This is a genomic window from Chitinophaga ginsengisoli (assembly GCF_003014595.1).
Classification (GTDB): Bacteria; Bacteroidota; Bacteroidia; order Chitinophagales; family Chitinophagaceae; genus Chitinophaga; species Chitinophaga ginsengisoli.
Genome location: NZ_PYGK01000001.1, coordinates 635603 through 648211, shown reverse-complemented (window position 1 = coordinate 648211; position 12609 = coordinate 635603). Strand labels below are relative to the sequence as shown.

Genomic DNA, 12609 nt, shown 5'->3' with positions numbered 1-12609 from the left:
TCCTTTTCTTATAGTCTTATTCTACCACTACGGTTACTGTCTGACTATTATGTGTTGGGAAGAAGATCCCGGCAAATACACAGAACTTCAATTGATAGGTGCCCGGCTTATCCGGCACGATCACCTCCATACGAATGATACGTCGCTCAATGGCCCTGCTTAACGACAGGTCTGATTTCACGCCGCCCAATGCTTCTTCCTTCTTTGCAAACGCATATCCGATTACTGCCTCATGTTCCTTATCTATCGGCACTGGCATATGGTAGCCATTCTTTAACTGCAGGATGAAGGGCATGTGCTGACCCGGTTTCACCTTTACATATTTCATGGCAGGCACCAGCGTGATCAGCGAGTAGGAATAATAATGATCTTCGTCGTAAGCACTCCAGGGCCCTTTGACCGTATTGAAGCTGTCTGTTACCGGCAGCTTATTATCAGGTGTAAAAACAATCATCGCAGGTTTACCCCACAACTGTTTTTCAGTATCCCAATAGTTATACTGGTTCCGGCGGGTGTAACGGTTGTTGACCACATAGGCTAGCTCACCACTGTAGAACATATACTTTGAAGGCCATTGATAGCTGTTGATAAACACTACCGGACGACCGGCTGCATGCTGTTTGATCTCTTCTGCCCAGGGTTTATTGTGATGGATCTCCGGACGTATTTCGACCCCTGGCATAAAATCCCATACCATGTAAATGCGGGTAGCCATTACAAGTATCAGTGTGATTACCGCAAAGTAGGGCAATATCCTGAGTGACCATTTCAGCGAGCGTTTACGGCGTACTGACTGATGCGCCAATACCATGGTTGGTGTAAGCAACATGACCGTCCAGTTCGACTCTACCCTGCCCTTGAACGTACTTAACAGGAAGAAACCCAGCACACCTATCAGACAAAACTTCAGAGCTCTTTCAAAAGCACTCTGGATAGGGCAAACAAAGGCGTAGTATAACACCAGCCATCCGGCAACAGGACCAAATAAAGCCAACTGCCCCAGGATATACTCAAGTGTAAAACCAAACTGGTAAGTACTGGCATTCCGTTCGACCAGGTGGTATTGCAGCGAAGGGAAATCGTGCATATACTGCCAGTAAAGGTGCGGCAGGAACAGTATTGTGGTAATAACAACGGCTACATAAAACTTAAATACCCGCAGCAGGTTCAGATTGGAGATCACCGTAAAGGCTACCAGCAAAATACCGTGATACTTGCTGTAGAACATCAGGGCCATACTCAAACCGAGCAGCAAGGTATTCTTCCAGCTCTGTTGTTCGAGAAAGTTGCGGTATACCAGGAAGTATAGCGCTGCAAAGAAGATCAATGGTACATCCGGCACCGCCAGCATACCGCCTAACTGCATAGCCGCCATGACGCAGAGCAAGAGGTAGAACAAGCGGTTGTCCCTTCGCGGTATTAACTTATCGGTGATGACCAGCGTCAGAACATTGAGGATCACCATGCATAAACGAACACCGAACTCATTATGAAACAATCCATAGCCTATTTTGATCAGCAACGCCACCATCGGTGGATGATCAAAGTAGCCCCAGTCAAGGTGGCGGGAGTATACCCAGTAATAGGCTTCATCATCCATCAACTCCGTAAACCCGGCCTGTAGCAGCGCTAGTAAAAACCATACCAGGAGAAACAAATTCTTGTACTGGTCTTTCTTAAAGTAATGTATGATGCCCATGAAAATTACAGGTTGAAACTGCTAATATAACCCAATTAACTGTTTCAACTCCCAATCAGTATCCAATACTACCATAGTATCCAGATAACCAGGCGCTATCTTACCCAGTTCATGAGACAATCCGGCCACAATAGCCGGGTAGGTAGAAGCCATACGCAGGGCTTCTTCAGGTAAGACGCCTACTTTGGTGATACAGTTCTTTACCGCCTTATGCATCGTTAATTTTGAACCAGCCAGTACGCCCTGGGCGTTCACATAACGGTCTGGCTCTTCAACGTATATATAGTCCCCTTCATTGCTGGCTACTACGGCATCTGTGATCAGGAACAGGCGTTCACCCATCACCTTTTTACTGATACGCACTGCGTTAAAGTCCACATGAATACCATCTGCCACGATACTTGCATGTACGGCAGGGTGGTCATAAATAGCGCCGACCATCCCAGGAGCACGACTCTGTAAAGGAGACATGGCATTGAACAAATGTGTAGTGGTCGTAATGCCGTCCTCAAATGACTGATAGGCGGTAGCATAATCCGCGTTACTGTGTCCGGCGGAAACTACTATGCCAGCTGCCTGTAATCGCTTTACCAGGGCCGGATCACAGCGCTCAGGTGCGAGGGTCATCATCTTAATGATACCTTCCCCAAGCGCGAGCAATTCATCAATATCGGCAGCAGTAGGTTGTTTGATATATTGGGTAAGGTGTGCTCCTTTTTTCTCGGGATTAATGAACGGCCCTTCCAGGTGTAGGCCTAATACGCCTTTGCCACCTTCTTCCCAGTATTTCCGTACGGCTTCGATAGAACTCCGTATGACTTCAGGGGAGTGTGTAGGAATGGTGGGCATAAAAAAAGCGGCGCCACCGGCGCTGCTGTATTCATATGTAGCTTTTAAGGTAGCACTATCGGGAGTAAAAGGGAACAGTTTGCCGTTGCCACCATAGATCTGCAGATCAATGAAAGCCGGCGCCAGAATAGCTCCTTTCAGATCGGTCAGGGCTGCATCTGCGGGCAACTGCGCCTGTGGCAATACCTGCTGTATGCGCCCCTGGTCCGTAACAACGGCATAGCCGTCCAGCCATAAATCTCCTGTGAAAATCCGCGTGTTAATGTAAGCCCTAAGCATTGACAATGTTTTTAGTATCTATGATAACAGTCATAGTCAATACCAGCCGGCAAGTCCTACGAACTGCGTTACACTTGATATAATTCCAGAGGTAAACCGTCAGGGTCGGTAAAAAAGGTGAACCGCCTACCGGTGTAGGGATCTGTGCGTATAGGCTCGGGAGTTACATTATGGGTTTTAAGATGGGCTACCACCTGTTCAATGTTGCTCACTGAAAAGGCCAGGTGCCGCAATCCAACGGCTTCCGGCCCGCTTACTCTTGCCGGCGGGTCAGGAAAGGAAAACAACTCTATCACGTAGTGCCCGTTTAGCGCCAGGTCCAGTTTGTATGACCGGCGTTCCAGCCGGTATACTTCACGGATGATCTTCAGCCCGAGCACTTCTGTATAAAAACGCTTACTTCGTTCATAGTCAGCGCAAATGATAGCTATATGATGTATACCGTTCAACATTAATTAAAATACCTGGAATTTATCTGCATCCTTCAGGAAAGGAAAATTCTTCCTTACCTCGTCCAGGCGGGAGCGTTCTAGTGTAGTAGTAAAAATATCCTCATCGTGCGATTTCCTGTACAGGATCTCTCCCAGAGGATCAATCAGGCTGGAATCGCCGCTGTGGTAAATATTGTTGCCGTCATTACCTACCCTGTTCACACCAATGGCATAACATTGATTCTCAATGGCGCGGGCATGGATCAGCGTTTTCCATGGGGTACTTCTCCGCTCTGGCCAGTTGGCCACATTGATCAGTACATCGTAAGCAGGTTCGCCTGTTTCAGGCAAGATCGCATTCCTGGACCAAACCGGGAAGCGCAGGTCATAACAAACAGTCAGGCAGATCTTCCAGCCTTTTACCTGTGCGATCAGACGTTTGTCGCCCGGCTGGTAATGCTCATGTTCTCCACCAAAGCCGAACAGATGACGTTTATCGTAGGTACCGTATACACCGTTAGGTTGCATCCAGAGGAGGCGGTTCCAATAATTGCCATTCTCTTCAATGATCAGGCTTCCGGTCAGGATGATATTCTTCTCGGCAGCCTTCTTCTTCATCCACTGTACAGCACTGCCATCCATGGTTTGTGCCAGTCTTTCAGGGGCCATACTAAAGCCTGTGCTGAACATTTCCGGCAATACCACGATCTCCGTCCGTTCCTGAATAGCATTGATCTTTTCATCGAACATGCGAAGATTGTCCTCTATATTTTCCCAGTGCAGGTTGGTCTGTATAAGCGTTACCTTCAGATCTGACATAATTTTTCTGTTAAATTCCTTCTTGCAAATTACGATGACTTCGTTTAAAAACTATGAAAATTATCCGCTATCTATCCGGGTTCTTTTGCGATTTGTTCAACGACGTCCTGTATCAGCTCGGGTTCATACCCTTTCTGGAGCAGGTATTGCATGGTTTTGTACTTCCTTTTGAGGTACTGCTCTCCTTTCAGAGAGGCATATTTCTTAGCTGCCAGACTGTTTAAGGTCTTGTCATAATCGTCACCATCAATCTCCTCCATCCCCTTTCTGATACAGTAGTCAGACACCTGCCGCTGCTTTAGCTCGATCTTGATCTTCTTCCGCCCCCACTGCTTTGTACGGAATTTTCCACCGGCAAAAGCGCGGGCAAAGCGTTCCTCATTCAGGAAGTTCTCCGAGATCAGGTCAGCAATAGCCGCATCGATCTCCTCGCCACGCAGTCCCAGCTCAATGCACTTATATTTTACCTCGCTGTGACAGCGCTCCTGGTAAGCACAGTAATGACGCAGTTTGAGTATGGCGGAGGTCATATCGGTATAAATAAAAGCTGCAAGAGACGGGTATTCCTTCTCTTGCAGCTAGTTATAGTACGGTTATTTTTTAACGATCATCAGGCGGGCGTAGTTCAGCATGATCTTTTTTTCGCCACCGCCCTTAGGGAAGTTTACCGTGGCAATACGGTTGTTCATCGGCCCTTCCAGGGTCTGAATGGTACCGAAACCAAACTTCTGGTGTTCCACTTCCATGCCTGGCTCCATAATAGCCGGATCATCCGGGGTAAAGTTAGGAGAAGGTACATGGTTGCTCGGAGCCGCATTGGGAACAGGTCTTGCCGCGGGACGGGGACCGGCCGGTTGCTGAGGCGCTGTTGGCGACTTCTTCTGCATACGGTCAAACATGTTGTTACCATTACCGCCGAATAGACCACCACCATTGTTGATAGGGCTACGGTTCACATTACCGCCACCGGCATAGCTGCGGTCAATGTATTTTTCAGGCATCTCTTCCAGGAAACGGCTGGATTCATTGTTCACCAGCTGTCCGAAGCGATACCGGCTATTGGCGTAAGTCAGGAACAGGCGTGATTTCGCACGGGTGATCACCACATAGAACAGGCGGCGTTCTTCCTCCAGTTCCTCTCTTGAGTTGATGGACAGACCGCTTGGGAAGAGGTTCTCTTCCAGTCCTACTGAGAATACCACGGGGAACTCCAATCCTTTCGCGGCGTGGATGGTCATCAGTTTCACTACATCGCTGTCCTCATCGTTCCCTTTATCCGCATCCGTCAGCAAGGTGATCTGCTGCAGGTAGGTACCCAGGGATTTCTCTGACTCTACCAGCTCGCCATCTTCTGTAGGCGTTTCGGTAAACTCTTTGATGGAGTTCAGCAATTCCTGGATGTTCTCGTAACGGGCCAGGCCTTCCGTTGTTTTATCGTTGAACAGTTCCTTTACAATGTTGGTGGATTTACCGACCTGTAAGGCAATGTCGTAAGCATTGTGTTTGCCCAGCATGGCCTGGAAGCTGCGGATCATTATCACGAAGTTCTCGATCGCTTCAAGGGTACCGGATTTAAATCCGAACTCATTCGCTCTTTCAAGTACGTTCCAGAAAGTGATATTCTGTTCGTTGGCGATCACAGATACCTTGTCAATGGTAGTCTTACCGATACCACGCACCGGGTAATTGATGATACGTTTCAGGCTCTCTTCTTCCTGCGGGTTGGTAACGATACGCAGGTAAGCAATGAAGTCTTTGATCTCCTTACGCTGATAGAAGGACAAGCCTCCGAAGATGCGGTAAGGTATCGCTTTACGGCGCAGGTTTTCCTCAAAGGCACGGCTCTGGGCATTTGTACGGTACAGGATGGCAAAGTCCCTGTTAGCGTAATGGTTGCGCAGTTTCTGCTCGGCGATGGTATCGGCCACGAACTTACCTTCCTCATTATCCGTCATGGTACGCACCAGTTTGATCTTCTCCCCGTCGGCATTATCCGTCCAGAGGTTCTTTTCAATCTGGCCCTTGTTATTGGCGATCACCTCGTTGGCGACGTTAAGGATGGATTTGGTACTACGGTAGTTCTGTTCCAGTTTTACCACCTTCGCATCTTCATAGTCCTTTTCGAACTGGAGGATATTCTGGATGGTAGCACCGCGGAAGGAATAGATACTCTGGGCATCGTCTCCCACCACACAGATATTTTCATGGGCAGCACCCAACAACTTGATGATCTCGTACTGGGCAGGGTTGGTATCCTGGTACTCATCGATCATGATATATTTAAACTTGTGCTGGTACTTGTGCAGTACTTCCGGGAAGCTTTTCAGCAACACGTACATTTTGAACAGGAGGTCATCAAAGTCCATGGCCCCGTTCTTAAAGCAGCGTTTGGCATACATGTCGTACAGCTTTCCGTTCAGCGGTCTGTTGGCCCGCATATCTTCCTGCTGAATAGCATAGTCATGCTGATATTCCTCAGGCCCTATAAGGCTGTTTTTAGCCGCAGAAATGCGGTTATATACTAGGGCAGGCTTATAGTGCTTATCGTCCAGGTTCTGCTCATTTATGATGGTTTTAAGCACGCTTTTGGCATCATCTGAGTCGTAGATGGTAAAGTCGTTCGGGTAACCGAGACGATGTGCTTCCGCTCTCAGCAGTCGTGCAAATACAGAGTGGAAGGTACCGATGTAGAGGTTACGGGCTTCGGTACCACCCAGGATCTTTTCCACACGCTCTTTCATTTCGCGGGCGGCCTTATTCGTAAATGTAAGCGACAGGATATTAAACGCATCCACCCCGTTGCGCAACAGGTGTGCGATACGGGTAGTCAGCACTTTGGTTTTACCAGAGCCGGCGCCAGCCACGATCATCAGCGGTCCATTGATATGTTCTGCTGCGACGCGTTGCTGTTCATTCAATTCATCTAAATAATTTGCCTTCATTCGATTTATTAAAGATCCCAGTCTTTCACCCGGGAAATGATGTTTGAATATTTAAAAGGGAAGGCATAAAATTACGAAAGAATGCATAAAGGGAGAAAAGGAAAAAGGAGAAAGGACACAGATCTGCCGCTACGCGTGGTTTCCGCGTGCATATCCTTTCCCCCGTTTCCGGAAGGGGTCAATATCTTGCAATACGAGATTTCAGCATTTTACGGGCAAAATGAATGCGGCTTTTTACTGTTCCCAGAGGCTCATTTAACATAGCTGCTATTTCATAATACTTATACCCTTCAAAATAAAGCATGAAAGGTTGTTTAAATATTATGGGGAGGTTATACACCGCCATATGTACATCTTTGATGCGCAGATTTGTTTCCGCAGAGTTACCGATGCAGGGTTGTTGCTGATGCAGCAGATATTCTCCTGCTGAATTATCCAGCAAGCGGAACTGCCTGTTACCACGCCGGTAATTGTTGATGAAGATATTGCGCATAATTGTATACAGCCACGCCCTGATATTGGTACCTGCCAGGTATTTATCGCGATTGGCCAGCGCCCGGAACAGCGTTTCCTGATAAAGGTCTTTCGCTGATTCCGAATCTTTTGTCAAGGTAACTGCATACGGCCTGAGGAAATCGGCATTTCCCAGAAGCAACGTATTAAATTCTGTGGATGACATAATGGTGATAGTTTAAGCATCTGAAATAATTGTTGATTCAGCTGATAAACCTGCTTTAAGGGAAACAGTTGTTGTTGTAAATGTCGATTATCATATGTAAGGGTATTAAGTAGTACAAACAGTTATATCAATTCATGTACGCAGAAATGAACATTCGAATGATACTTGGGGAATAAATAATGACGGCTGCTTTCTCAAACTAATAGTACACTTTGCAACATTGTTCACCTGTTATGTAATGTAAAAACTAAACTGTGTCTGTGATCCCTTTCGAACATGGCTCGCCTCTGACTTTTTGGAAAAGCCAGCACTCCGCCACCTGATTGCTAGAGGTGCTTCCATAAATTTCCTTTTTTTGGTTAGTGTAACTGGGGGACGATCTGTGACTCTCTCTTACGGTTCCTGAATTGTTTTCTTATTTCCTACTTCTTTGATTGAATTTTTTCTTTTTGACTTTCAAGTATCTGATCTGATATTACTGAAATGGTTTCTTCGTCTTACTTTATTGGGTATATCAAATACTTAAACACACACATTAATAAGCAAAAATGCAATACGAACTAAACATCCAACTGACTGAACATCCAACTGACTGACTCTTAACGAATTTAACAAAAGCAATTGTATTTACCAAAAAAAGACGGGGGTATAACATATAAATAATAAACGCTGATTATCGCTTTTTCTATATAGCGACAATCAGCGTTTATTTTTATGTAAGGCTGACCCTGTTATGTTTATAAACAGGCTATTTTCCTTACCCTGTTTTCATGACGGCCACCTTCAAATGGCGTATCTACGAATACATCTACTATTTGCTTTGCCACACTATCATCTACAAAACGCGCTGGTATACACAGTATGTTAGCATTGTTATGCGCGCGCGCCAGGCGCGACAACTCTTCTCCCCAGCAGATGGCAGCCCGGATGCCCTGGTGTTTGTTTGCCGTGATGGCAACACCATTACCGCTACCACATACCAGGATCCCAAAAGCTGCCTGCTCTCTTTCTACCAGCGTAGCTACCGGATGCGCAAAATCAGGATAATCTGCCGCATCACTTGAATGCGCTCCTACATCTTTTACTTTCAGCCCCTTTCCTTCGAGGTAAGAGATAATCTCTTCTTTATATTCAAACCCCGCATGGTCAGAGCCTATGGCTACCGGCAGCGTAAGATTAAATAAAGGTTGTGATGACATAAAACAAAAATTTAAAAAGTGAAGCAAGAGTTCAGAAAGCCAAAACGCGGAATATCCTATGTGGTATCTATCACAAGGGACATTCCGCGTTATGCTTATTTACACGCGTCAGATTAAGACCATTCTTCTACTTCGTTCTCTGCCTTCTCCATTCCTTTCAACGCTCTGCCCGAAATATAAATACTAATTTCGTATAAAAGATACAAAGGCGTAAATACAATCAGCTGATCTATCACATCCGGAGGCGTAATAACAGCTGCCAGCACCAGTATCACCACTATCGCATGCCTCCTGTAGGTACGCAGGAATTTAGGTGTGATGAAACCGATCTTTGTCAGGAAGAAAACCAGAATCGGCAACTCAAACAAAACACCCATCCCCAATACGATCTGGGTCATCAATCCGAAATAATCGTCAATGAAAAACTGGTTGACTGCTTTATCTGTAACAGTATATCCTGCCAGGAAGTTGATGGTAAAAGGCGCCATCAGGAAATAACTGAAGGCAATACCCAGGAAGAACTGGAATGATACCCAGAAAATGATACCCCGGGCACCTCTCAATTCTTTCTCTTTCAGTGCAGGTTTAATGAAGCTCCAGAACTCCCAGAAAATATAAGGGAATGCCACTACCAGGCCGAATATAAACGCCAGTTTGAACTGTAACATCACCTGCCCTACCAGTATGTGGTTCTGAAACACGATAGGCACAGGTTTGATACACAATTTATCACCTAATCCAACAAGGTTACCCAGTTTACACAAGGCTACATATGAAGGGAAATTGGCGTTTGTTGGGCCAAAGATCACATCATCCAGTATTTCTTTGGTATACACAAATCCGAAAATGCTCACTACTATCAGCGCAATGATCGAACGCACTATATGCCAACGCAGGTCTTCCAGGTGGTCAAAGAAAGACATCTCTGCCTTCTCCTCATTATTTGCAAAAATTTTCTTGAACATATCTTAAGTCGGGCTGTGAATGTTTTATCCTAAGGAGCACAAATATAGCTGTTGCCGCCAATAAATCAGAGCAACTACCCCTATTAGTACAAAGTTTTAAGGGAAATTAAAGGTAAGCGGTGCTTTAGGCAGATCAGTGATAAGATAAAGGTGCTAAAGGGTCTTGAAAACCGGGGAGAATCTATGTAGATCAACTCCGTAGGAGTTGCTTTGTTTGTAGCGCAGGGTGCAACCCCGGGGAAAAAAAATGCCCATTCGTTCTGAATGTGGCTAAAAAAAGAGCCAGCCCGAGAAGAATCAAGAGCCGGCCTTTCATCCATTGTTTGTTAACCCCAAAAAAGTTGAATTCGAGAATGTCTTTGTTTCCAGATTCACATTGCATCCGATTGATGGCAAGCTTTCAAGATGTTTGTGTTTCTGGTTACTTTTAATTTTCTATCACAAAAATAGAAAGAAATATGTTATTATCAATGTTGTAACAATTTTTTTTACATCCTTTTAACAAAAATCAAATCATTGTGTTACATCATCTGCAGCAAATGTATAAAATTCGTGTTAATTACCTACTACTTTTTTTAAATCGTTTTAGCAGGCGCGATGTTTAACGACATTGCAAATATATTAAAAAAAATATAACAATATCAATTCTTGATTTCATTTCTTTTATAAAAAAGTAGTAAGTTCTCCTAAATAATTGACATTTAAGCAACTAAAAATATTCATCCAAAGATAAAAAAAGTCAGTCTGCCCGGAATTCCTTAGAGAACCTTCATTTTTACCATTTCTATCCTCGTTTCCGTCACATTCAGCACATCAAACTCGTAATCGTCGATAATGATCCTCTCCTTCAGACGGGGAATTTTTTCATGGTGATTGATGATATAACCGGATAAGGTTTCGCTCTCATCCTCCGGGAAATCAAAACCATATTTTTCATTCAGGTAATCCAGCTCAAGCCTTCCGGAGAAAATATATTCCTTCTCTGCGATCTGTTTTTCCACGAATTCCTCCACATCATGCTCATCCTTAATCTCACCGAAGATCTCCTCCAATACGTCCTCTATTGTCACAATACCCGCTGTTCCACCAAATTCATCCACTACCCAGGCAATGCTCCTCCGCTCCTTGTTGAATTTGCTCAGCAGGTCGATGGCACTCATCGTTTCAGGTACTGCCAGGATCGGGTGAAGAATAGCGGAGATCTCCGCCGGACTTTTAAACATATCCAGCTGATGAATATATCCGAGGATATTGTCGATCGTTTCTTCGTAGATAATGATCTTGGAGAGTTTGGTCTCCATAAATTTCCGCTGTGCGTCTGAGATAGGACTGCCAATTTCCAGCGCTTCAATTTCCTTGCGAGGTATCAGGCAACCACGGATCTTCACATGTGCAAGTGACAACGCATTTTCAAACAACTCTGTGTTCAGCTCCTGATTTTCTGTTACATGCTGTTGCGACTGACGGATGAAGTGTTCCACATCCACCCTTGGAAAAGTAGTAGCGGTTTCCACTATACGTACGTTGAACAGGTATTTCAGTATCCATTCAGAAATTGACACCAGCAGGCTACCTATCACATACAGTGGTTTGGAGATCACGGAAATGGGTAAGGCAAAAAAACTGAGCAATGCTTCCGGACGGGAACGGAAAATAGCACGGGGAATAAAAAAACCAAAGGTCAACAGGATCAGCGTACCGAATATCACGTCAATAAACAGAAATATCGGTTGCTGGATGGTGTTCTGCTGGGGCGGTAACATGAGGTTCCATATGGGCTGCAGGAAGCTATGGAACATGATTCCATATATCACCACAACAATGGTTAATCCCAACAGACTGGTAGCCAGAAAGCGGGAGGGGTTGTCGTTAAAGCTGGCCAGTATTTTACCGGTAGCCCGCCCCTGTTTCTTTTTCAGCTCAATGCTCAACTTGTTCACATTGGCGAAAGCCGTTTCCAATCCGGCAAAGAAACCTGCCAGCAGTACCAGTATAGCCAGGAACAGGAGTGTAGAAGTATCCATAATGTAATTCAAAAGTAAGGAATTATCGATTCCACATAATAAGTACGGTCATTCCATATACAAAGATTGCACCGGAACACTATACGATCATTGCAGAAAGGTGGTCACCAGCTTTTTTACAGCTGTATATGCCGTTTCAAGGTCATCGTTCACTACAATTTCATCAAATTCATGGGAGAAAGACATTTCATACCTGGCCTTTCCCAGCCTTTCCTCAAGGGAGGCCTGCGTTTCCGTACCACGTTCACTGAGGCGTACCCGTAGGGTATCCAACGTTGGCGGAGCAATGAAAATAGTCAATACGCCGCTATGGTATTTCTCTTTGATGGACAGGGCGCCTTTCACATCGATATCGACCATCGGCACTTTTTCAGCGTCCCATATACGTTGTAACTCACTTTTCAGCGTACCATAGTATTTTCCAGCATACACCATTTCATATTCCGCGAAAGCGTTATCGTCTATTTTCTGATGGAAATCGTCCAGCGACAGGAAATAATAATCTTTTCCATGCACCTCTGTTTCTCTCGCTGTACGGGTAGTAGCCGAAATAGAAAATGCAAGCTGCGGCATTTCCGACAACAGCTTTTTTACAATGGTGGTTTTGCCTGCTCCGGAAGGGGCTGTGATAATGATGATCTTATTGGTCATGTTCTACTGCTAATTATCCTGGTTCCGCTATAAATCACAAGCTGCAAGCGACTGGTGCGGGCATCGTACCAT

The 12609-nt window shown here is 45.3% G+C and carries 11 protein-coding genes; all 11 read right to left on the bottom strand.

The window, feature by feature from the left end; all coding sequences use genetic code 11:
* Positions 1-16: 16 nt before the first annotated feature.
* Entirely contained in the window at positions 17-1699 is a 1683-nt protein-coding gene (locus CLV42_RS02755; RefSeq protein WP_106600355.1) for an ArnT family glycosyltransferase, read from the bottom strand.
* A gap of 21 nt (positions 1700-1720) precedes the next feature.
* The gene (nagA, locus tag CLV42_RS02750) at positions 1721-2827 is read right to left on the bottom strand and encodes an N-acetylglucosamine-6-phosphate deacetylase (protein WP_106600354.1); all 1107 of its coding nucleotides are present in this window, start codon (positions 2825-2827) and stop codon (positions 1721-1723) included.
* Between the two features lie 68 nt (positions 2828-2895).
* Complete coding sequence (gene gloA2 / locus CLV42_RS02745; RefSeq protein ID WP_106600353.1) at positions 2896-3279, bottom strand: SMU1112c/YaeR family gloxylase I-like metalloprotein; 384 nt, start codon at positions 3277-3279, stop codon at positions 2896-2898.
* A gap of 3 nt (positions 3280-3282) precedes the next feature.
* Positions 3283-4077 carry an amidohydrolase gene (locus CLV42_RS02740; RefSeq protein ID WP_106600352.1) on the bottom strand — a complete coding sequence of 265 codons (795 nt, stop codon included), beginning with the start codon at positions 4075-4077 and terminating at the stop codon, positions 3283-3285.
* Positions 4078-4148: 71 nt separating this feature from the next.
* Positions 4149-4607, bottom strand: coding sequence for a regulatory protein RecX (locus tag CLV42_RS02735; protein WP_106600351.1), 459 nt, complete (start codon positions 4605-4607; stop codon positions 4149-4151).
* A 63-nt stretch (positions 4608-4670) separates the two neighbouring features.
* Complete coding sequence (locus CLV42_RS02730; protein WP_106600350.1) at positions 4671-7019, bottom strand: ATP-dependent helicase; 2349 nt, start codon at positions 7017-7019, stop codon at positions 4671-4673.
* Between the two features lie 178 nt (positions 7020-7197).
* Entirely contained in the window at positions 7198-7698 is a 501-nt protein-coding gene (locus CLV42_RS02725) for an RNA polymerase sigma factor (RefSeq protein WP_106600349.1), read from the bottom strand.
* A gap of 737 nt (positions 7699-8435) precedes the next feature.
* Positions 8436-8897 (bottom strand): ribose 5-phosphate isomerase B, encoded by a 462-nt coding sequence (gene rpiB, locus CLV42_RS02720; protein WP_106600348.1) that lies wholly within the window; start codon positions 8895-8897, stop codon positions 8436-8438.
* Positions 8898-9010: 113 nt separating this feature from the next.
* Positions 9011-9862 carry a twin-arginine translocase subunit TatC gene (gene tatC, locus CLV42_RS02715; RefSeq protein WP_106600347.1) on the bottom strand — a complete coding sequence of 284 codons (852 nt, stop codon included), beginning with the start codon at positions 9860-9862 and terminating at the stop codon, positions 9011-9013.
* Positions 9863-10620: 758 nt separating this feature from the next.
* Positions 10621-11898, bottom strand: a complete 1278-nt coding sequence (locus tag CLV42_RS02705) for a hemolysin family protein (RefSeq protein WP_245901426.1) — start codon at positions 11896-11898, stop codon at positions 10621-10623.
* A gap of 75 nt (positions 11899-11973) precedes the next feature.
* Positions 11974-12537, bottom strand: coding sequence for a guanylate kinase (gene gmk, locus CLV42_RS02700; RefSeq protein WP_106600344.1), 564 nt, complete (start codon positions 12535-12537; stop codon positions 11974-11976).
* Between the last annotated feature and the right edge of the window lie 72 nt (positions 12538-12609).